At 68.8% G+C, this 21573-nt stretch carries 21 protein-coding genes; 14 read left to right on the top strand and 7 right to left on the bottom strand.

Going from position 1 to position 21573, the window contains the following annotated elements; translation table 11 throughout:
• Positions 1–48 precede the first annotated feature (48 nt).
• Entirely contained in the window at positions 49–813 is a 765-nt protein-coding gene (locus tag ACFQ9R_RS22260; RefSeq protein WP_378992942.1) for an SDR family NAD(P)-dependent oxidoreductase, read from the top strand.
• A 68-nt stretch (positions 814–881) separates the two neighbouring features.
• Here the strand turns inward: ACFQ9R_RS22260 and ACFQ9R_RS22255 are convergent, their stop codons facing one another.
• Both ACFQ9R_RS22255 and ACFQ9R_RS22250 read right to left on the bottom strand, forming a co-directional pair.
• Complete coding sequence (locus ACFQ9R_RS22255; RefSeq protein WP_378992941.1) at positions 882–1781, bottom strand: enoyl-CoA hydratase/isomerase family protein; 900 nt, start codon at positions 1779–1781, stop codon at positions 882–884.
• 70 nt (positions 1782–1851) lie between these two features.
• Entirely contained in the window at positions 1852–3102 is a 1251-nt protein-coding gene (locus ACFQ9R_RS22250; RefSeq protein ID WP_378992939.1) for a CaiB/BaiF CoA transferase family protein, read from the bottom strand.
• A gap of 109 nt (positions 3103–3211) precedes the next feature.
• Between ACFQ9R_RS22250 and ACFQ9R_RS22245 the strand changes: the two genes are divergently transcribed.
• From ACFQ9R_RS22245 to ACFQ9R_RS22230, 4 genes are read left to right on the top strand one after another with little or no spacing between them, the layout of a single operon-like run.
• Positions 3212–4015, top strand: a complete 804-nt coding sequence (locus ACFQ9R_RS22245; protein WP_067447006.1) for an enoyl-CoA hydratase/isomerase family protein — start codon at positions 3212–3214, stop codon at positions 4013–4015.
• A complete protein-coding gene (locus ACFQ9R_RS22240) occupies positions 4000–4815 on the top strand; it encodes an enoyl-CoA hydratase/isomerase family protein (protein ID WP_067447008.1) in 816 nt (271 codons plus the stop codon). Before ACFQ9R_RS22245 ends, ACFQ9R_RS22240 begins: the two co-directional genes overlap by 16 nt.
• Positions 4815–6320 carry a class I adenylate-forming enzyme family protein gene (locus tag ACFQ9R_RS22235; protein ID WP_378992938.1) on the top strand — a complete coding sequence of 502 codons (1506 nt, stop codon included), beginning with the start codon at positions 4815–4817 and terminating at the stop codon, positions 6318–6320. The genes ACFQ9R_RS22240 and ACFQ9R_RS22235 overlap by 1 nt, the downstream gene beginning before the upstream one ends.
• Positions 6317–6739 (top strand): PaaI family thioesterase, encoded by a 423-nt coding sequence (locus tag ACFQ9R_RS22230; RefSeq protein WP_378992937.1) that lies wholly within the window; start codon positions 6317–6319, stop codon positions 6737–6739. Before ACFQ9R_RS22235 ends, ACFQ9R_RS22230 begins: the two co-directional genes overlap by 4 nt.
• A gap of 78 nt (positions 6740–6817) precedes the next feature.
• Here ACFQ9R_RS22230 and ACFQ9R_RS22225 read toward each other — a convergent pair whose 3' ends face one another.
• The gene (locus ACFQ9R_RS22225; protein WP_378992936.1) at positions 6818–8329 is read right to left on the bottom strand and encodes a class I adenylate-forming enzyme family protein; all 1512 of its coding nucleotides are present in this window, start codon (positions 8327–8329) and stop codon (positions 6818–6820) included.
• Between the two features lie 19 nt (positions 8330–8348).
• Complete coding sequence (locus ACFQ9R_RS22220) at positions 8349–8858, bottom strand: DoxX family protein (protein WP_378992935.1); 510 nt, start codon at positions 8856–8858, stop codon at positions 8349–8351.
• Between the two features lie 193 nt (positions 8859–9051).
• Here ACFQ9R_RS22220 and ACFQ9R_RS22215 point away from each other — a divergent pair, with 193 nt between their 5' ends.
• Positions 9052–10239, top strand: a complete 1188-nt coding sequence (locus ACFQ9R_RS22215) for an acyl-CoA dehydrogenase family protein (RefSeq protein ID WP_378992934.1) — start codon at positions 9052–9054, stop codon at positions 10237–10239.
• A 56-nt stretch (positions 10240–10295) separates the two neighbouring features.
• On the opposite strand, the gene ACFQ9R_RS22210 is transcribed toward ACFQ9R_RS22215, so the two are convergent.
• On the bottom strand, positions 10296–11105 hold the full coding sequence (locus ACFQ9R_RS22210) for an NAD(P)-dependent oxidoreductase (RefSeq protein WP_378992932.1): 810 nt from the start codon (positions 11103–11105) through the stop codon (positions 10296–10298).
• A 281-nt stretch (positions 11106–11386) separates the two neighbouring features.
• On the opposite strand from ACFQ9R_RS22210, the gene ACFQ9R_RS22205 reads away from it, so the two are divergent.
• The 6 genes from ACFQ9R_RS22205 (at position 11387) to ACFQ9R_RS22180 (ending at position 16781) form a co-directional block, all read left to right on the top strand.
• Positions 11387–12208, top strand: coding sequence for a mycofactocin-coupled SDR family oxidoreductase (locus ACFQ9R_RS22205; RefSeq protein WP_378992930.1), 822 nt, complete (start codon positions 11387–11389; stop codon positions 12206–12208).
• Between the two features lie 28 nt (positions 12209–12236).
• A complete protein-coding gene (fabG, locus tag ACFQ9R_RS22200; RefSeq protein ID WP_378992929.1) occupies positions 12237–12965 on the top strand; it encodes a 3-oxoacyl-ACP reductase FabG in 729 nt (242 codons plus the stop codon).
• On the top strand, positions 12962–13855 hold the full coding sequence (locus tag ACFQ9R_RS22195) for a hypothetical protein (RefSeq protein ID WP_378992928.1): 894 nt from the start codon (positions 12962–12964) through the stop codon (positions 13853–13855). The genes fabG and ACFQ9R_RS22195 overlap by 4 nt, the downstream gene beginning before the upstream one ends.
• Complete coding sequence (locus ACFQ9R_RS22190) at positions 13848–15059, top strand: acetyl-CoA C-acetyltransferase (RefSeq protein WP_378992927.1); 1212 nt, start codon at positions 13848–13850, stop codon at positions 15057–15059. The genes ACFQ9R_RS22195 and ACFQ9R_RS22190 overlap by 8 nt, the downstream gene beginning before the upstream one ends.
• A gap of 2 nt (positions 15060–15061) precedes the next feature.
• The gene (locus tag ACFQ9R_RS22185) at positions 15062–15520 is read left to right on the top strand and encodes a MaoC family dehydratase (RefSeq protein ID WP_378992926.1); all 459 of its coding nucleotides are present in this window, start codon (positions 15062–15064) and stop codon (positions 15518–15520) included.
• 70 nt (positions 15521–15590) lie between these two features.
• Complete coding sequence (locus ACFQ9R_RS22180) at positions 15591–16781, top strand: acyl-CoA dehydrogenase family protein (protein WP_378992925.1); 1191 nt, start codon at positions 15591–15593, stop codon at positions 16779–16781.
• A gap of 50 nt (positions 16782–16831) precedes the next feature.
• Here the strand turns inward: ACFQ9R_RS22180 and ACFQ9R_RS22175 are convergent, their stop codons facing one another.
• On the bottom strand, positions 16832–17629 hold the full coding sequence (locus tag ACFQ9R_RS22175; protein WP_378992923.1) for an SDR family NAD(P)-dependent oxidoreductase: 798 nt from the start codon (positions 17627–17629) through the stop codon (positions 16832–16834).
• 141 nt (positions 17630–17770) lie between these two features.
• Positions 17771–18811: an enoyl-CoA hydratase/isomerase family protein gene (locus tag ACFQ9R_RS22170; RefSeq protein WP_378992921.1), complete on the bottom strand. Its 1041-nt coding sequence runs from the start codon at positions 18809–18811 to the stop codon at positions 17771–17773.
• 72 nt (positions 18812–18883) lie between these two features.
• On the opposite strand from ACFQ9R_RS22170, the gene ACFQ9R_RS22165 reads away from it, so the two are divergent.
• Both ACFQ9R_RS22165 and ACFQ9R_RS22160 read left to right on the top strand, forming a co-directional pair.
• Complete coding sequence (locus ACFQ9R_RS22165) at positions 18884–20125, top strand: CoA transferase (RefSeq protein WP_378992920.1); 1242 nt, start codon at positions 18884–18886, stop codon at positions 20123–20125.
• Positions 20122–21561 (top strand): amidohydrolase family protein, encoded by a 1440-nt coding sequence (locus ACFQ9R_RS22160; protein ID WP_378992919.1) that lies wholly within the window; start codon positions 20122–20124, stop codon positions 21559–21561. The genes ACFQ9R_RS22165 and ACFQ9R_RS22160 overlap by 4 nt, the downstream gene beginning before the upstream one ends.
• Positions 21562–21573 lie beyond the last annotated feature (12 nt).

The raw sequence follows: 21573 nt of genomic DNA, 5'->3' as shown, positions 1-21573 counted from the left end.
TGCGCGGCAAGTTCACCGCCCCAGCTTTTTTCGACTCCGAGGAGCCCTGTGACCACCCGTAACATCTTCGATCTCACCGGCCGATCGGCGCTGGTCACCGGTGCGGCCGGCGGCATCGGCGCGGCCGTCGCCGCGGCGCTGGCCGCCCAGGGCGCGGCGGTCCTCGTCACCGATATCGACGGCGCCGCCGCGGCGGTCACCGCCGAGAAGATCGTCGCCGACGGTGGCCGAGCCGCCGCCGCGGCGCTCGATGTTCGCGACCGGGCCGCCGCCGATGCGGCCGCGAGTGCCGCCGCGGAGTTGGCCGACGGGACACTGCATATCGTGGTGAACAACGCCGGTGCCACCGACCCCGCGATGTTCGCCGCCACCACCGAGGAATCGGTGCTGCGGATGCTCGACATCCACCTGCTCGGCGCGTTCCGCGTGACGCAGGCCGCGCTGGCGTACCTGCCGACCGACGGCACCGGCCGCGTCATCAATGTGACCTCGTCGGCGGGACTGGTCGGCACGCTCGGCCAGGTCAATTACTCGGCGGCCAAATCCGGCATCGTCGGCATGACGAAATCGCTGGCCCGCGAACTCGCCCGCAAGCAGATCACCGTCAACGCGCTCGCCCCGGCCGCGGCCACCCCGATGACCGCCACGATCCGCACCGATCCGAAGTTCGCCGAGCAGATGCTCAATCGCATTCCGCTGCGGCGCTGGGCCGAGCCGGCCGAGGTGGCGGGCGCGTTCGTCTTCCTCGCCTCCGACGCGGCGTCGTTCGTCACCGGCCAGGTGCTGCCGGTCGACGGCGGCCTGGTGATGTAACGCGACACCGCAACACAATTGAGGCCAGGGTCCCCGCAGGGACCCGGGCCTCAATTGTCAGGTTCTCGCTAGTCCAGTTCCGGCTCGGGCACGTGGAAGTGGGCGTCGCGCAGCCGGAACGCCTCCTTGGTGCCGTGCTCGGCCCTGGTCTTCACAAAATTGAATTCTCCCGGCGAGAACTGCAGGTTGGTGCCGTAGGCGTGGAACAGATAGCTCGCCACCTCCTCGCCCTGATAGGCCTGACTCTGCTCGACCATCCGGAACGCCTCCTTCGCGATCACCACACCGTCGGCCGGCATCTTCGCCGCCTTCTCGGCCCAGTAGCGCGCCCGCGCGGTGACCGCCGCCGAATCGCAGGTCTCGGTGAAAACGCCGAGGTGCTCGAGCATGCCCGCCTCGATGATGTCGCCGGTGAGCAGCATCCGTCGCGCGAGCACCGGGCCGAGCCGATGGAAGAACATGTGCAAACTGCCCAGCGCCGGGCCGAGGAACCGTGCCGCGGGCATGCCGATCTTCGCGTCGCGCGCGATGACCGAGATGTCGGTCATCAGGGCCATCTCGAAGCCGCCGCCCAGCGCGTAGCCGCTGATCTCGCCGACGGTGACCTTCGGGAAGCCCATGAAATTGTGGTAGAAGCCGAAGGACTTGCGGTCCACCGTGAGTCGGCGGCGCTGGCTCGGCCGGCTCTTGGCGGGCCGATCGCCGTTGGTCGCGGGGCGCTCCCCGTACCAGCCGTAGGCGTTGTTCATGTCCGCGCCGGTGCTGAACACCCCTTCGGCGCCGCGCAGCAGCACGACGGTGATGTCGTCGTCGTCGGCGACCTCGTCCAGGTAGCGCGCGATCCCGTCCCGCATGGCGGCGTTGTAGGAGTTGCGCTGCGACGGGTTGTTCAGCGTGATGGTGGCGATCCTGCGATCGGGATCGACCTCGTAGAGCACGCGGCCCTCGGCGGTACTGGAACTGGTCATCGACTGTCTCTTCCTTGTTCGAGGGGGATGGGCGCGCGCTGTCCGTAGCGCGCGGTGGTCGGCGTGGTCATCAGACGACCTGCCGCTCGCGCAGGTCGGCCACCTCGTCGGGGCTGTAGCCGAGATCGGCCAGGATCTGCCCGGTGTGCTCGCCGAGCAGCGGCGCGCGCCGGCGAATCCGTCCCGGTGTGCGCGACATCCGGAACGGGGTTCCGACGATCGGCACCGGCTTCGACGCTCCCGGATAGTCGATCCGCTCGAGGTAGCCCAGCTTCTCGACGTGCGGGTCCTCGAGCACGTCGTGGGTGCTGTGCATCGGCGCCGCGGGCAGTTTGAACTGTTCGAGCGCAGCGAGCACCTCGGCCTTGGTCCGACCCCGGCACCAGTCCTGCATGAGGTCGTTGAGGAAGTCGCCGTGCTGCCAGCGCAGGTCGTCATCGGCGAAGCGCGGATCGTCCATGAGGTCCTCCCGGCCGATCAACCGGCACCAGCGACGGAACATCGGCTGCCCGGCCACCTGGAGCAGCACCCAGCCGTCGGTGACCTCGTAGAGGTCGCACGGCGCGACCGAGGTTCCCCGATTGCCCATGCGCGGCTTGTCGACGCCGAGCAGGTCGCGCTCGATCAGGAACGCGTTGCTCATCATCAGCGCGGTCGGCAGCAGCGCGCCCTCGACGTGCTGGCCCTCGCCGGTGGCGCGATGGTGGAACAGGGCCATCATGACCCCGATGGCCAGTGTCATCGCGGTGCCGAAGTCGGTGTAGGGGACTGTGGTGCGGATCGGCTGCTCGGGCAGGCCCTGGCGGTGGGTAGCGCCCGACATGACCTGGCCCGCACCGTCGAAACCGATGCGGTCACTGTAGGGACCGCCCTCGCCGTAGGCCGTGGCGCTGGCCAGGATGATGTCGGCCTTGACCGCGCGCAGGGTGTCGTAATCGAGTCCGCTGGCCCGCATTCCGGCCAACGGCATGTTGGCGACGACGATGTCGGCGCCTGCCACGAGGCGCCGGGTGATCTCGGCGCCGTCGGGTGTGGTCGAGTCCAGAGTCAGCGACCGCTTGTTGCGGTTGCACTGCAGGAACGTGCCGCCCTCGCCGCCCTCGGTCACCGCCTGCACCCAACGGTCCTCGCCGCCCTCGCGCTTCTCGACGCGGACGACATCGGCGCCCATGTCGGCCAGGATCGCGGTGCACCACGGGGCGGCGATGAACCGGCCGTAGTCGAGCACCCGCACACCGTCGAGGACGCCCCTGGTCGTACTCCCCCCGGCGGGCCGGTCGGCTCCCGTGCCGCCCGAAGGTGTGGTCCCGTTCTCGGCCATCGCCACTCTTTCCTCGTCGGTACTTCACGTCACCTTGGCAGAACCATAACGGTATTGTCTACTGTATATCTAACAGTATGGGCCACGCCCTGTCCCCCAGGAGGAATGCATGCCGTTCGACACCATCGGCTACGAGGTAGACGGGCACACGGCCACCATCACGCTGAACCGGCCCGAGGCCCTCAACGCGCTGAGCCCGCACATGATCACCGAACTGCGCGCCGCCTACGACGAGGCCGAGAACGACGACAAGGTCTGGCTGCTCATCGTGACCGCGAACGGTCGTGCCTTCTGCACCGGCGCCGATGTCAAGGCCATCCCCGGCGACGGCAAGGTCCTCAACGAGAAGCCGTACCTGTCGACCTACGAGCAGTGGGAGGCTCCGCAGGAGGGCACCCCGCCCTTCCGGACCATGACCAAACCGATCCTCGTCGCGATCAACGGAATCTGTTGCGGCGCGGGCCTGGACTGGGTGACCACCGGCGACATCATCATCGCCTCGGATCGAGCCACCTTCTTCGATCCCCATGTGAGCATCGGGCTCGTCGCGGGCCGAGAGGTGGTCCGTCTGGCGCGGGTGCTCCCGCGCACCGTGGCCCTGCGGATGGCGATGATGGGCAAGCACGAGCGGATGAGCGCCCAGCGCGCCTACGAACTGGGCATGATCACCGAGGTCGTCGAGCACGACCGCCTGCTCGAGCGGGCTCGCGAGATCGCCGACATCCTCAATTCCAATGCGCCGCTGGCGGTGCGCGGCACTCGGCTGGCGATCGTCAAGGGCCTGGACGTGCCGATGCACGAGGCCGAGATGCTGGCCGAGTCGTTCCGCGAACGGGTCACCCGCACCGAGGACGCGCTCGAGGGACCACGTGCGTTCGTGGAGAAGCGCGCCCCGGAATGGCAGTGCCGATGAGCGCCGACTACAGCACGATCACGCTCGATATCGACGCCGACGACCGGGTCGCCACCCTCACCCTGAACCGTCCCGAACGGCTCAACGCCTTCAACCGCACCATGTGCGAGGAGGTGCGCGACGCGTGGCGCCGGATCAGGCTCGACGACTCGGTCAACGCGGTCGTCCTGCGCGCGGCGGGCACTCGCGCCTTCAGCGCGGGACTCGACATCAAGTCCGCCTACGGCCAACCCGACGGGATCTGGCACCACGAGGACCCCGGCGAGCTGTTGAGCCCCAAGTGGCAGAAGATGTGGAAACCGGTGGTGTGCGCGGTCAACGGCCTGTGCACGGCGGGAGCGTTCTACTTCGTCAACGAGTCCGACGTGGTGATCTGTTCCGACGATGCCACCTTCTTCGACTCCCATGTGTCGGCGGGGTTGGTCTGCGCGCTGGAGCCGATCGGGCTCATGCGCCGGGTCGGGCTCGGGGAGACCCTGCGCATCGCGTTGATGGGTAACGACGAACGGGTCTGCGCCGAGACCGCGCTGCGCATCGGCCTGGTGACCGAAATCGTGACCCGCGAACAACTCTGGGAACGCGCGCACGCCATCGCCGCCGGCATCGCGGCCAAGCCGCCGACGGCGACCCAGGGCACGGTGAAGGCGATTTGGGAATCGCTGGACAAGCCCTACCGGGCCGCACTCGATCAGGGCCTGATCTACACCCGCCTGGGCAACCCGATCGCCAAGGCGGAACTCGCCGCCGCCGCGGGGGATGCACAACGCCGCGGCATTTCGACCGAACCGAGGATTCGTTGATGACCGACACCCACGACCATCCACTGAGCGGGCGCATCGCCGGAGTCCTCGACCTGGCGCCGAGTTCACGGGCCATCGAATTCGACGGAACCTGGCACAGCTGGGGCGAACTCGCCGAGACCGCGCGCCGCGTCAGCGCGCTGATCACAACGCCGTGCCAGGTCGGCATCCTGTTGCGCAACCGCCCCGAACACGTGGCCGCGTTCCTCGGCGTGCTGCTCAGCGGCGGCACCGTCGTGGTGATCAACCCCTCCCGTGGCGACGACCGCACTCGCTCCGATATCGCCGCGCTCGAATTGCCACTGGTGATCGGCGGGCAGGCGGACCTGGCCGGGCTCGTCGGGCCGGGGGCCGCGACCGTGACCATCGCCGACCTCGACACCGCACCCATCCCCAGCGAGTCGATCGGCGAGCACGACGCGGGCACCCCGTTGCCGGGAATCGCCGTCCGCATGCTCACCAGCGGGACCACCGGGCCACCCAAGCGCGTCGAGATCACCTACGACATGCTGGCGCGCAGTGTCATCGGCACCGACTTCGAGCAGGCCGCCGCACCGACCGCACCGCGCGGTGGCGTCGCGATCGTCAATGCTCCGCTGGTGCACATCGGCGGGATCTTCCGCATTCTGCAGTGTGTAGTCGATGCCAGGCCGTTCGTCTTCCTGCCGCGCTTCGACCTCGACCGCTGGGCGGCGGCGGTGCGGGCGCACCGGCCGGGCGCGGTGTCACTGGTACCCGCCGCCCTGCGGATGGTGCTGCACTCCGACCTCGGCCCCGCGGATCTCGACGGCGTCCGGGTGGTCACCTCGGGCACCGCGCCGCTGTCGGCCGCCGACGCCGATGCCTTCCAGGACAAGTTCGGCATTCCGGTCCTGACGTCATATGCCGCCACCGAATTCGGCGGCGGCGTCGCCGGCTGGACGCTTCCCGACCACCGGCAGTTCTGGAATACCAAGCGCGGCAGCGTCGGCCGGGCCAGTGGCGGCGCCCGCCTGCGGGTGGTCGACGAGGACGGCACCGCGCTCGGGCCCGACGTGCCCGGCCTGCTCGAGGTCGCTCCCGGCCAGCTCGGTCCCACCGCGAGCTGGGTGCGGACCACCGATATCGCCCGCATCGACGCCGAGGGGTTCCTCTGGATTCTCGGACGTGCCGATCAGGCCATCATCCGAGGTGGATTCAAGATCATGCCCGATGATGTGCGCGCCGCGCTGGAGGAACATCCCGCGGTCCGCGGCGCGGCGGTCGTCGCCAGGACCGACGACCGGCTCGGCGAGACCCCGGTCGCCATGGTCGAGCTGCGCGTGGGTCGCCACACCGAGGTCGACGAGCTGGTCGACTACCTGAGCACTCGATTGGCCCGCTACGAGATCCCCACCGAAATCGCTGTCGTAGAGGCGATTCCGCGTACCCCGTCGGGCAAGGCGGACCTGTCCGCGGTCCGTGCGCACTTCACCGCAACCCCCATCGGCCCACGGCCACATTCCGAAAGTGGTGATCCGACATGATGTCGACCATCCGAGAGATCACTGGATTACTCGACCACATCGGCTTCCGCAAGGCGACCGACCTCGACGGCTCGCTCATCTGGGAGCTGCCCGTCGCGCCGCACGTCGTCAACACCTCCGGCGGACTGCAGGGCGGCTTGATCGCGACACTGGCCGACATCGCGGCGGGCACCCTCGCCCTGGAGTCCCGGCCGCCGAACGCCGGTATCGTCACCTCGGATCTGAGCGTGCGGTACTTCCGCCCGATCACCGAGGGCACAGCGCGCGCGGTGAGCAAGATCGTGCACGCGGGCAAACGGTCGATCGTGGTCCAGGTCGAGGTATTCGACGGCGAGGACGGCGCGTTGGCGGCGCTGGCGACCGTGAATTTCGCGACGGTGAGCTTCGCGACGGACGGATCGGCGACCACGGGCAGCTAGCACCCGAACGGGCGCTACGCCTTCGACATCGGCCGGGTTCCGGCGCGATCAACCAGTCGCGCCGAGACCCCGTCGATGTCAACGCCCGGCATACAGGGCGGCCACCGCGTCCGTCCTGGCCTTCAGCGCGGCATTGCGCGGAAGATCGTCGACGACGGCGATCGCGACGGGCACGTGGTGGCTCGGCAGCTGGTCTCGCAGGTGTGCGATCAGGTCCGCTTCCGCGGGTTTCGGCACTTCGCGACGCGGCTGCACGGCGGCGAAAGGTACCTGACCCAATCGGCTGTCCGGGACGCCGACAACACACGCATCCCGTACCGCAGGATGGGTGAGCAGGGCGGCACGCACGGTTTCGGGCAGGATCTTGAAACCGCCACGATTGATCGCGCCGTCGGCTCGCCCGTGAATCGTCACGAACCCGTCGGCATCCACGGAGGCCAGATCGGTGGTCCGTACCCAGGTGGCACCGAGCGCGGCCACCTCGGCCTCGAGCAGTCCCGTCGCGCCGACACCCACCTGCGCACCGGTCACCGCGTCGACGATGCGCACGCGCACTCCGGGCAGCGGCACACCGACGCTGCCGGCCTTGGTCGCACCGAATCGCTTGTGCAACTGCGGCGTCCACGCACACACCGAGCCGGCGAACTCGGTGGCGCCATAGGCCCACAGCAGTGGAATGGCGTAGCGGCGTTCGAATTCCGCACGCAGTTCCGGCTCGAGCGGGCCGGATCCACCCGGCAGATATTCCAGGGACGACAGGTCCTGCGGCGGCACCTCGGCTTCCAGCAGCATGCGCAGAATCGTCGGTTGCACGCCGGTCCGAGTGACCCGGTAGGTCTTGACCGCCCGCACCCATTCCTCGACCGTGAACTTCTCCAGCAACACCATGCGTTTACCGAGGAACGGCGCCGCGAGCAGCTGACAGATACCGATACTCCCGAACGGCCAGTACACCAATTCCGGCGGATCGTCGGGATCGGCGACGGTCACCCCGCCGGTCATGGTGCGGACCGTATGTCCCAACGCCGACAGGGGGATCGGCACCCGCTTGGGTGGGCCGGTCGTTCCGCTGGTCAGGATGTGCAAGCCGGGCACGGATGTCACCTGATCGGCGACTCGGCCGGTCGACCGGTCACCGTGCACGACGGTCTCGACCGAGGGCTCCTCCAGCGCCACCGCGATCCCGGCACCGCCCACCCGCTCGCAGGCGGCCAGAACCGGCGCCGTCCAGTCCCGCCGATCGGCGATCACCGCGACCGGACGCGTCTGTTCGATGTCGCGGGCGATGCCCGAGGCCGACTGATACGAGTTGATCATCGTGACCGGACGACGTTGCGTGATGAACCCGATGATCGCGGCCGCGTGCGGCACCCGATTGCGGACGACGATCCCGATCGGGTCCTCGGCGCGCACGCCCGCACGGTCCAACTCCGCGGTGATCCGGTGGATGTAGGCTCGCACGGCGTTGCCGGAATACCAGCGCCGCTCGAACTCTATGCACGGCCGCTCGCCGAAGCCCGCGAGCCCCTCGGCGAGTGCTGTCACGAGCTCGGTCGCGGCGGAGCTCTCGTCGTGATCCTGTATCGACATCTGTCGCCCCGTGATTCACTCAGGACCGGGCGGGAGCCGGCGGCCGGTAGAACAGTGCGAGCTGGCCGACCCCGGCCGCGAGGCCGAGGCCGACGGCGAGGCCGAATCCCCACCAGCCGTCCACCCGGTCGGTGCCGAAGATCAACTGGTCGAGACTGATCCGGCCGGGACCGAGGGTGGCCACACTCACCGCGCCCACCGCCAGCACCAGGTTGTACTCCCAGCCCTCTCCCACGATGAAGAAGCCCTTGGACCTGTGCACCGTCCAGGCGGCGACCAGCATGAGCGCGACGAACCCCGCGGCCGCGATCGGTGTGAGCAACCCGAAGGCCAGCGCGAGGCCGACGCCGATCTCGCTGCTCGCGGCAAGGCGCGCGTGCACGATGCCCGGCCGCATCCCGATGCTGTCGAACCAGCGGGCGGTGCCCGGTATCCGCCCACCCCCGAGAAACTTCTGGTAGCCGTGCGCGGCCATGGTGAGGCCGAGACACACTCGGAGAATCAGCACGCCCGTGTCGTACGCAGTCATCGTTTTACCGCCCTGTCCATCGAGGTCCGCGCCGTGAGCACGATGCTCGACACAGCTCCCGTATCACTTACCGCTGGTATTACAGTAATGTTAGACATTACGTGCGTCCGGTCAAGACGGCGCATCGGGCCACTTGCCCACCAGACACATCGAGCACCACGGCCGCGAAGCGCCGTGACGAGGAGGCCCTGCCATGACGAGCGCATCCACCGCCATCAGCGCGGTCACCGCGGAGGACTTCCGCGAAATACTGGCGCAGACCAAGGATTTCGTACGAAACGTGGTTGTCGGGCGAGAGCGCGAGATCGCCGAACAGAACCGGATGCCCGACGAGATCGCGCGTCAGGCCAAGGCCATGGGCCTGTTCGGCTACGCGATCCCCCAGGAATGGGGCGGCCTCGGACTCGATCTCGCCCAGGACGTCGAATTGGCCATGGAACTCGGCTACACCACGCTCGCGCTGCGCTCACTGTTCGGCACCAACAACGGTATCGCCGGTCAGGTCCTGGTCGGGTTCGGCACCGAGGAACAGAAATCTCGATGGCTCGAGCACATCGCCTCCGGCGCTGTCGTCGCGTCGTTCGCGCTCACCGAGTCCGGTGCGGGGTCCGATCCCGCGGCGCTGCGCACCAGCGCGACCAGGTCGGGTGACGGCTGGATCATCAACGGCGAGAAGCGCTTCATCACCAACGCACCGGTCGCCGATCTGTTCGTCGTCTTCGCCCGCACCCGTCCGGCCGACGAGAACGGTGCGGGCATCTCGGTGTTCCTGGTTCCCGCCGACGCCCCCGGCGTGACAGTCGGCCCCAAGGACCGCAAGATGGGCCAAGAGGGCGCGTGGACCGCCGAGGTGTATTTCCACGATGTCCGCGTCGGCGCCGACGCACTCGTCGGCGGTAGCGAGGACATCGGCTACCGCGCGGCGATGACCTCGCTGGCGCGGGGTCGTGTCCATATCGCGGCACTAGCGGTGGGCACGGCGCAGCGGGCGCTCGACGAGTCCGTCGCCTACGCCGCGACCGCTACCCAGGGCGGCACCCCCATCGGGCGGTTTCAGTTGGTCCAGGCTCACCTGGCCGATATGCAGACCGGAGTGATGGCGGGCCGCGCCCTGGTTCGCGACGCCGCGCGCGCCTGGGTGGCGGGCGAGGATCGGCGGGTCGCCCCGTCGGTGGCCAAACTGTTCTGCACCGAAATGGCCGGGCGGGTAGCCGATTCGGCGGTGCAGGTGCACGGCGGCACGGGGTACATGCGCGATGTGGCCGTGGAACGGATCTACCGTGACGTCCGGCTGCTGCGGTTGTACGAGGGCACCAGCGAGATCCAGCGCCTGATCATCGGCGGCGGGCTGATCAAGAATGCCGAGCGAGCCGCCGAGTAACGACCGGCCGGGTCGGCCACCGCTGCAGGGCTGTGGCCGACCCGGTCCGCCCGACGTCAGCTCAAGTCGAGCGGACCGTCGGCGATCGCGGCCCCCAGACCGCCGAGGTCGATGCCGAGGTCGGCGGTCGCGGTCAAGCAGGCGGCGACGTCCTTGCGCAGGAACGGCGCGGCGCGCTTCTCGAATTTCGCCAGACCGCCGGTGCGCCGAATCGAATCGGCCGCGTAGCTGTTGCCGCTGGCCGCCGACAGCGCCTCCAGCAGCTGCGCTTCCTCGATGCCCAGCTTGCGGCCGACTTCGGCGGCCACAGCCACCAGTTGGGCGTTCGCGGCGAACAGGGCGTTGTTGACCAGTTTCACACCGAGGGCGCTGCCGAGCGCACCGGTGGCCAAGAGGGTGCTCGCGTAGGCGGACAGCACCGTCCGGACGGTCTCGACCGCGTCCGACGGCCCACCGAGCAAGACCGTGAGCCGCCCTGCGGCGATGTCGTCGGCCGATCCACTGACCGGTCCGTCGAGCAGGACCGGACCGTCTGGTCGCGCACCGGCCAGCTCGGTGATCGTCGAGACCGCACCGGTCGTGTGCGAGACCACCACCGCACCTTCCCGCGCCGTCGCGAGCACTCCCTCCGGCCCCGACAGCACCTCGCGTAGCTGGTGATCCGAGAACAGGCACGCGATGATCACCTCGCCCGCGACCGCGACCTCCCGCACCGAGTCGACGACCTCGGCTCCCGCCGCCCGCAGCCGTTCCCGCACCGCCTCCTTCCGCGCGTACACCACGACCCGATGACCTGCCGCCACCAGTCGAACCACCATCGGCTCGCCCATCTGACCTGCTCCGATGAACCCGACAACCTTCGACATCCGCGCCGCTCCTCCCTCGCGATGACACCCGTTCGCCACCGAGAACGATGCGACGATTCGCGAATAGACAGTAATCCAGTAATGGCAACTGTAACAGCGGGCCCGAACCCGACGCGGTCGTTCTTGCACCGCGAACGGTCGGGCCATAAGGTGTCCTGACGCAATACTGTTGTCTTTACGATAAAACATACGATAATGAGTTCTGGTGCTGTATCCGCGGGCGGGGATCACCACCCCTGTCCCACACGATCCGTGAGCGCCCGACAGCCCGAGGAGAAAACGTGACCGGCCGACACAGCGACAAGGTCGCCTTCATCACCGGCGCAGCGCGCGGACAAGGCCGGGCGCACGCGGTGCGCCTGGCGCGCGAGGGCGCCGACATCATCGCCGTCGATCTCGCAGGCCCGCTGCCCGCCGCGGTTCCCTACGATTCGGCCACGCCAGAGGATTTCGAGGAGACGGTACGACTGGTCGAAGCGACCGGCCGCCGCATCGTCGCCGCCACCGTCGACACCCGCGACCTGGACGGGTTGCGCGCCGCTGTCGACGACGGGGTCGCCACGTTGGGACGGCTCGACATCGTCGTCGCCAACGCCGGCATCTGTATCCCGCAGCGGTGGAACGAGATCACCTCCGAGTCGTTTCGCGATGTCATCGACATCAATGTCACCGGCACCTGGAACACCGCGATCGCCGGAGCCGACCACATCATCAACGGTGGGCGCGGCGGCTCGATCATCCTGATCAGCTCCGCCGCCGGGCTGAAGATGCAGCCGTTCATGGTTCACTACACCGCCAGCAAACACGCGGTGACCGGTATCGCCAGGGGATTGGCCGCCGAACTCGGCAAACATCGGATCCGGGTCAACAGTGTGCATCCGGGCGCCGTGCTGACACCCATGGGCAGCGGGGACATGGTCGCCGCGCTGGGCCGCGCGCTCGAATCCAATCCTCAACTCGGACACATGACGACACCGTTCCTCCCGGACTGGGTGGCCATGCCCGAGGACGTCGCCGCCGCTGTCAGCTGGCTGGCCGACGACGAGTCCCGCTACATCACCGCCGCCCAGATCGCGGTCGACCTGGGCTCGACGCAGTACTGAATGCGCATCGCCGAAAGGATTCCACACCATGTCACTTCTCGAGGGCCGCGTCGCGGTCGTCACCGGCGGGGCGCAGGGCATCGGCCTTGCCATCGCGTCGACCTTCCTGCGCGAGGGTGCGCGAGTGGTCGTCGGCGACCTGAATCCTGACGCGGCACAGGAGGCGCTGGGCTCGGACGCTGTTCGCGCGGTCCGCTGCGACGTGACCAGCGCCGCCGATGTCTCGGCGCTGCTCGCCACCGCGACCGGCGAATTCGGCTCGGTCGATGTCATGGTCAACAACGCGGGCATCACCCGCGACGCCTCCATGCGCACGATGAGCGAGGACGATTTCGACCAGGTCGTGGCAGTGCACCTGAAGGGCAGCTGGCACGGGACCCGACTCGCCGCCACGATCATGCGGGAGCAAGGGCGTGGCAGCATCGTCAACATCTCCTCGCTCTCGGGCAAAGTGGGCATGGCCGGGCAGACCAACTATTCGGCCGCGAAGGCGGGCATCATCGGTCTGACCAAGGCGGCGGCCAAGGAAACGGCCCGATTCGGGGTGCGCGTCAACGCGATCCAACCCGGCCTGATCCGGTCGCCGATGACCACGGCGATGCCCGGCCACGTCTGGGACCAGAAGATGGCGGAGATCCCGATGTCGCGGGCGGGTGAACCGGAGGAGGTCGCCGGCGTCGCGCTCTTCCTCGCCTCCGACCTGTCCTCGTATATGACCGGCACCACCTTGGAAGTGACCGGCGGGCGGTTCATGTGACCGAGTGGCAGGCACACACCGTCGTCACCGACGAATACGTCGATCCGGCACCGGTCGCAGCGCTGAGCGCGGTCCTCGACTCCGGCGCACCCTCGATCGGAGCGGGCGATCCACTTCCGCCGCTGTGGCATTGGGCGGCGCTGGCCCGCTGGCCCGTGTCGTCCTCGATCGGGACCGACGGACACCCGGCCCGTGGCTCGTTCCTTCCTCCCGTCGAGCTGCCGCGGCGCATGTTCGCCGGCGGCGACGTGGTACTGCACGAGGCGGTGACCATCGGGTCGACGGTGCGGCGCGAAGCGCGAGTCGTCGCGGTGACGCCCAAGAACGGGCGGACGGGACCGCTGGTGGTGGTCGATGTCGAAATCCGGCTCTACACCGGAGCGGACACGCTCGCTGTGGTGGAACGCCAGAATCTCATCTATCGCGAGGCCCCGAAACCCGGTGCCCGCATCCCGACACCGCCCGCCCCCGCGGCAGCGGGTAGACCATTGCGACGCGTGGCCGAATGGGACTGGGAATTGCGCACAGATCCCACTGTCTTGATGCGTTTCAGCGCGGCCACGGCCAATTCCCACCGTATCCACTACGACTGGCCCTACGCGACCGGCGTCGAGGGATATCCGGCGCTGGTGGTGCACGGACCACTCATGACCCTGGCCATGGCCGAGACCCTGCGACGGGAACGGCCGCAGGCGACTCCGGCCCGATTGCGTCACCGCAATCTCGCGCCGTTGTTCTGCGCCGAACCGGCCCGCATCCAGCGTCGCGACGCCGATGTCGACCTCGAACTCGAACTCGCCGTCCGTACCGGTGACGGCACCGACCGAACTGTCGAACACACCGTTCTGACCGCCGAATTCGACCATGACGGAGACCGAACCCATGCGTGAAGCAGTGATCTGTGAACCTGTCCGCACCCCCATCGGACGCTACGGCGGGGTGTTCTCCTCGCTCACCGCGGTCGATCTCGGTGTCATCGCCCTGCGCGGGCTGCTGGAGCGTACCGGGATCGACCCCGCTGTCGTGGACGACGTGATCCTGGGCCACTGCTATCCCAACAGCGAGGCGCCTGCCATCGGCCGAGTCGTGGCCCTCGACGCCGGGCTGCCGGTGACCGTCGGCGGCATGCAGATCGATCGACGCTGCGGATCCGGTTTGCAGTCGGTGATCCAGGCGGTCATGCAGGTCACCAGTGGTGCCAGTGAGGTAGTGGTCGCAGGTGGTGTCGAGAGCATGACCAACGCCCCGTTCTACTCGCTCGATATGCGCTGGGGCGGTGCGCGTGGCGGGGTCCGGGTCCACGATGCGCTGGCTCGCGGACGCGAAACCGCCGGCGGCAAGGACTATCCGGTGCCCGGCGGCATGCTCGAAACCGCCGAGAACCTGCGCCGGACCTACGCCATCCCCCGGGAAGAACAGGATCGGCTGGCGGTCACCTCCCACCAGCGTGCCATCGATGCCGCCCACAGCGGTGCGAGCGCCGAGCAGATCATTCCGGTCACGGTCTCCTCGCGGCGCGGCGATTCGGTGATCGACACCGACGAGCACCCCCGCGCCGACACCACCCTCGAATCACTCGCCGCGCTGAAACCCGTTCGGGCCGGGATCGATCCGGAATCGACGGTCACCGCGGGCAACGCCAGCGGGCAGAACGACGCGGCGTCGATGTGTCTGGTGACCACCAGGGAGACTGCCGAACAACTGGGCCTCACCCCGTTGGTCACCTTGAAGTCGTGGGCAGTGGCCGGCGTGCGACCCGATGTCATGGGGATCGGGCCGGTCCCCGCCACCGACGCCGCGCTCCGCCACGCGGGGCTCTCCCTCTCCGACATCGACCTGATCGAACTCAACGAAGCGTTCGCGGCGCAGGCTCTCGCCGTCATGCGGGAATGGAAGTTCGGCGACCGGGATCTCGAACGCACGAACGTGCACGGCTCGGGCATCTCTCTCGGACATCCGGTGGGCGCCACCGGCGGGCGGATGCTGGCCACCCTGGCCAGGGAACTGCACCGACGCGAACAGCGCTACGGGATCGAGACGATGTGCATCGGCGGCGGCCAGGGCCTGGCCGCCGTCTTCGAGCGGGTGGTGTGATCATGGCCGCGCGCACCTTCACCTCACTCGATGACCTCTCGGCCGCGATCGGCGATACCGTCGGGCCGGGACCGTGGATCCCGATCGACCAGAAACGAGTCGACGCGTTCGCCGAATGCACCGGTGACGATCAATGGATCCATGTCGACCCTGCCCGCGCCGCCGACGGCCCCTACGGCGCCACCATCGCCCACGGCTACCTGACCCTGTCGATGCTGCCGTTCCTCGGCCGCGACCTCTACGCCATCGGATTCGGCACGGCGCGAATCAACTATGGCAGCAACAAGGTTCGCTTCCCATCCGCTGTGCGTGTCGGCACCCGGATACGGGCGTCGGCGACCCCGCTCGACCTGTCGGTCGAGAAGTCGCGGTGCCTGCTCACCGTTCGATGGGTCATCGAGGACGAGGAGCAGGACAAACCGGCGCTGGTGGCCGAAACCCTCACGGTGGTGGTGTTGTGACCCACGCCGAGCCCACCGCAGCCGCCGATTCACGCCACGCAGGCACCGATTCCACCGAACGGATTTCCCGATGAAACTCGGACAAACCCACGGCCTCACCGAGGTGCAGACCGAAATACTGGCCACTGTGCGCACATTCGTGGACAAGGAGATCATTCCCGTCGCCCAGGAACTCGAACACACCGATACCTATCCGCACGACATCGTCGACCGGATGGCGGAGATGGGGCTGTTCGGCCTGATGATCCCCGAGGAGTACGGCGGCCTCGGCGAATCGCTGCTCACCTACGCCCTGTGTGTCGAGGAACTCGCGCGCGGCTGGATGAGCGTCTCCGGCGTCATCAACACCCATTTCATCGTGGCCTATCTGCTCGCCCACCACGGCACCACGGCCCAGCAGCAGCATTTCCTGCCGCGCATGGCCACCGGCGAAGTGCGCGCCGCGTTCTCCATGTCCGAACCCGAACTCGGTTCGGACGTGGCCGCCATCCGTACCAAGGCCGTGCGTGGGGACTCGGGGGAATACACGCTCGACGGTCGCAAGATGTGGCTGACCAACGGTTCCACGGCCACGCTCGTCGCCACCCTCGTCCGCACCGATGAGGGTCACGAACGCCCGCACGACAATCTCACCACTTTCCTGCTCGAGAAACCCGCCGGATTCGGTGAGGTCGTTCCCGGACTGAGCATTCCCGGCAAGATCCACAAAATGGGTTACAAGGGCATCGACACCACCGAGATGCTGCTCGACAACCACGTCGTCCCGGCCGACGCCGTCCTCGGCGGCGAACCCGGTCAGGGTTTCAAGCAGATGATGGACGGCATCGAGGTCGGGCGGGTCAATGTGGCGGCCCGCGCCTGCGGAATCGCGCTGCGCGCGTTCGAACTCGGCGCGCGCTATGCCCAGCAGCGCTCGGCCTTCGGTAAACCCATCGTCGAACATCAGGCGATCGGATTCTCGCTGGCGGACATGGCCACCAAGGTCGAGGCAGCCCATCTGATGATGGTCAACGCGGCGCGCCTCAAGGATTCCGGGCAGCGCAACGATGTCGCGGCGGGCATGGCCAAGTATCTGGCGAGCGAGTTCTGCAACGAGGTCACCCAGGCCAGCTTCCGCATCCACGGCGGCTACGGATACTCCACCGAGTACGAGATCGAACGTCTGATGCGGGAGGCTCCGTTCATGCTGATCGGCGAGGGAACCAGCGAGATCCAGAAGCGGATCATCGGCAAGGGCGTGCTGCGCGACTATCGGCTCTGAGGTCAGCGAGGGCCGGACCCTTCGCGGGTCCGGCCGAAACCGACAGTGGCTCAGACGAAGTCGGAGCCGCCGTCGACATTCACGTTGGCGCCGGTCATGTACGAATTGCGGCGCGAGGCCAGGAACGCGGCGACCGGGCCGATCTCCTCGGGCAAGCCGGCTCTCGGCATCTGCGCGGGGTGCCCGAAGTGCGCGCCGATCGCCTCCATGAGCCGGTAGGGATCGTCGTCGTCGATACCGACCGAACGCGCCCAGCCGGTGAGCGCGGGAGTGACGAAGGTGCCCGGCGACACCACGTTGACCAGGATCTCCTCCTCCGCCAGCAACAGCGACAGATTCTTCGAGATGCTGGTCACCATCGCCTTCGCCGCGGTGTAGGCGACCAGGGAGGTGGTCTGGCGCTGGGTCGAATGCGCGGAGAAGTTCACGATCCGTCCCCACTGCGCCTTGCGTAGCAGCGGCAGCGCCGCGTTGACGCAGTGCACGATGGCGAGCGCACCGTGGTCGACCGCCTCGTGCCACTGATCGTCGGACAGTTCCTCGACCGTGCCCTGAACGTTCGGTCCCACGGTGTTGACCAGCGCGTTGAGTTCGCCACCCCACCGTTGCTCCAGTTCGGTGAAGACCGAGGCCACCTGGCCGGTATCGCGCACGTCGGCGACAAGTCCGATCGCGTCGGTACTCCCCCGCTGTGCCAAGTCGACGCTCGCCCGCTCGACATCGTCGGCCGACCGGCCGATCACCGCGACCCTGGCGCCTTCCTCCGCCAGGCAGCGTGCTGTGGCCAGCCCCATCCCGCGACTACCGCCCACCACGACCGTTGCCGCGCCCCGCAATCCCAAATCCATTCCGCAACCACCTCATTCGAGCGAACCGCCGTTTCCCGTGGGACCTCGCCGCGGACTGTCGACAGCCGGCAACACGACACGGTCCTACAAGGCATTACTGTAATACATTCAGTATGCCTCACGGGAGCAGCGATCAACTCTCTACTCGATGGCGTCGACAAGCCCCCACCGCAACGCGGTACCGGTGTCGATCCGATCGCCGGTCAGCATCATCCAGGCCGCGCGCCAGCGTCCGATCCGCCGCGGGACGCTGACGGTGCCGCCCGCTCCGGGAACCAGCCCCATCGCGATCTCGGGCAGCCGGAAGTACGTGTCCGGCGCCGCGACCAGTCGGTGCGCGAAAGCCGACAGCTCGATGCCCGCCCCGATACACGCGCCGTGGACCTGTGCCGAGACCCGCTCGCCCAGCCGGTCGACGACCCGCCACGGCCCCCGTTCGAGCCGCACCTGATACGCCGCGACCACATCGACGGCGGTGCCGAATTCATCGAGATCGCCGCCGCTGCAGAACACCGGACCCGCACCGCGCAGGAGCACCCGCTCGATGCTGTCGTCGAGTTCGGCGAGCCGCAGGGCTTCCAGAAGTTGTTCACGCAGTGGGGCACTCAGTGCGTTGCGGCGCTCAGGGTGGTCGAGGGTCACCGACAGCAGGTCGACTTCGCGGTCCAGCCGCACCAGCGGCCGATCGGGGAAGTTCACCGGTTTCGGCCCGCCGCGTTCGGCGAGCCACCGCCGAAACTCTGTGCCCGCCAGCAGCATCGAGTAGAGCGCGGCTTCCGCGCCGAGGGCCGCGGTCGTATCGGGCACCGCGGTCTGGCGCAGCAGTCGCCCCAGCGCCACGCTCGCTTGCGGATTGCGCCGCACAGCTTCCGTCAGATGCCGCACCGCCGCCTCGGGGTCGGGATGGTCGACGATCATCGGCGAGCTCGCGGCATCCTCGGCCAGCGTCAGGGTGAGCGCGCGCAACAGTGGCTCCAGACGCGGGGAGGCCGGTCCACGCAACACCCCGATCGACAGGCGCAGCGAGCCTGCCAGTGCTTCGGCGACCCGGGCGATCCGCTCGGGCGACTCCCCTGCCCACCCGTCGAGCGCGATGACCAGCACCGGATTTCTCGGCATACCCTGCGGGCTGATGTCGAGTTCCATGGCATCCGAGGCCAGATCAGTCGCTTCACGGCTCACCGCGCAATAGTGACACGGTGTCGGCTCGGTGATGACCGAGACCGGGCGGGCCCCGCGACCTACTATCGAGCCGTGCAGCCAACGACAGCGCCGGTTCCCGGTCCGCCCGCGGCGGACTGGGCGGCGAGCGGCGTGGTCGCCCTCTCCGGTCGCCCGGACGGACCGCCCCTGGTGCCGCCGGGGCGCGCGGCCACCAGGGCCAGGGAGCTGTCCTCGACGCTGGCCGCGTTCTCGGAGCGAACGGTCACTGTCGACGGGGCTCAGCTACTGGGCGAACGCGCGGCGCTCACCGGTCTACGGCGCCGGGGAACGGTGTCGGCGGGCGGCCGTTGCCGACTGCTGCGCACCTCGGACGGGTGGGCGGCGGTGTCGTGCGCCCGACCCGATGATCCGCTGCTGCTCGGCGCGCTGATCGGCGACGATCTCGACGCGGCGGATCCGTGGCCCGCGCTCGCCGACTGGATACGCGCGCATCGCGGCGACGAACTCCTCGAACGCGCCGAACTCCTCGGCGTGGCGGCGGGTCCGGTGCGGCCCGACGAGCCCGCACACTGCCCGTCACCGATGACGCCGAGGCCGGTCGAGGGGCTGCTCGTCGTCGACTTCAGCGCCCTGTGGGCGGGCCCGCTGTGCGCCCATCTGCTCGGTCTGGCAGGCGCGCGCGTGGTCAAGGTCGAGACCCCGGGACGGCCCGACGGCGCCCGCCGCGGCGGCCCGGAGTTCTACGCGCTCCTGCATCACGACCACGAGTCGGTGGTTCTCGATCCCACCGAGCGCACCGGAAGGTCGGCGCTGCGGGCTCTGGTCGACGCCGCCGACATCGTCATCGAGGCGTCGCGGCCCCGGGCGCTCGCCGGTTTCGGGCTCGACGCCGAGGCGGCTGTCGCGCGCGGGGCGAGCTGGGTGTCGATCACCGCCGCGGGTCGGGCGTCGAACCGGATCGGTTTCGGGGACGACATCGCCGCGGCCGCCGGGCTGGTTGCCTTCGAGCCCGATTCGGGCACACCGGCTTTCGTCGGCGACGCCATCGCCGACCCACTCACCGGCCTGACCGCCGCCGTACTCGCGATGTCGGCGCCGGCCGATGGGCGCGGCGTGCTGTGGGACATCTCGATGACCGATGTCGTCGCGAGCACGCTGACCGCCGATCCGGTCCCGCGCACGGCGCAGCGCGGTGATACCTGGTTCGTCGAGTCCGAGAACGGACCGATTCCGGTCGCGAAACCACTGTCCCGCAAGATGATCGGCCCCGCCGCGGAGTCCGGCGCCGATACGGCGCGCGTACTCGGGTCGCTGAGGATTCCGGTGCCGTGACCGACGACTCCAGCCGGACTCGCCGACCCGCGCGCGGCCGGGTCGTCATCGTGCTCGACGCGGAGGTCGACGGCATCCCCGGTCTCGATCTCCGGATCAGGGACGGCCGGATCGACGATATCGGACGGTCGCTGTCCACGGACGGGGCGACGGAGGTGATCGACGCGCGCGGTGGTGCCGTCATTCCCGGTCTCCACGATCATCACCTGCACTTGCACGCCACGGCCGCCGACGCGGCATCGGTGGGCTGCGGCCCACCGGCCGTCCCGAACCGCCGCGCGCTGGGCACTGCCCTGGCCGAGGCATCGGCCGACGAGCACGGCTGGGTTCGCGGCGTCGGTTATGTCGACACCGTCGCGGGCGATCTCGACGCGCTCGCCCTCGACGCCCTGCACGGCAGCCGACCGGTGCGAGTACAGCACCGCAGTGGCGCGATGTGGATCCTCAACACCGCCGCGCTCGTCGCAGCGCAGATCACCGACGCGGCGCATCCCGGCGTCGAATGCACTGCCGATGGTGTCCCGACGGGCCGGATCTGGCGCGCGGACACCTGGTTACGCACCCGGCTGCCACCCGCGAGGCCCCCGCACCTCGGTGCGCTCGGCACCACCCTCACCGGCTACGGCATCACCGGTGTCACCGACGCGACCCCCGATCTGTCGGCCCGCTCGGCAGCCGCGCTGGTCACCGCTGTGACCGGGGGCGACCTGCCGCAGCGGTTGCACCTGCTCGGGGTCCCCCTGCGCGGCGAGCCCGCGCACAGCGTCACGCCACTGCCCGAACGGGTCAGCGTCGGACCGTACAAGATCGTCATCGCCGACTCCGAACTCCCACAGTTCGACGCGCTGGTGGATCGGATTCGCACCGCCCACCGCGGCGGGCGGGCGGTGGCCGTCCACTGCGTCAGCCGTGCAGCGCTGTTCCTGCTGCTCGCGGCCCTGGATGTGGCAGGAGATTTCCCGGGCGACCGCGTCGAGCACGCGGCGCTGGTTCCCGCCGACAGCATCGCCGATCTGCGCCGCCACCGCCTGCGGGTGATCACCCAACCGGGTTTTCTGTCCCAGCGCGGCGACTACTACCTCGACCACGTCGAACCCGACGACCTCGACGACCTGTATCGCTGCCGAAGCCTGCTCGCGCAGGGTGTCCCCCTCGCCATGTCCAGCGATTCGCCCTATGGCCCGCTCGACCCGTGGGCAGTGATCGCCGCGGCCAGTCGCCGATCCACCGAAACCGGCGCGACCCTCAACGCGGGCGAGTGCCTCACGCCCGCACAGGCACTCGCGGGATACCTCACCCCCCTCGACGACCCGGGTGGGCGGCCACGCCGGATTCGGCGGGGGGCGCCCGCGGATCTCGTCGTGCTGCGAGCGCCGCTGGAACAGGTACTACGCGAGCCGTCGGCCGATGCCGTCGATCGCGCACTGTTCGCGTGAGCGTCGTGATCG

The sequence above is a fragment of the Nocardia sp. NPDC056541 genome, assembly GCF_042794235.1.
In the GTDB taxonomy this organism is placed as follows: Bacteria; Actinomycetota; Actinomycetes; order Mycobacteriales; family Mycobacteriaceae; genus Nocardia.
Note: the sequence above shows the minus strand (reverse complement) of the source record. Positions and strands in the feature narration are given on the sequence as shown.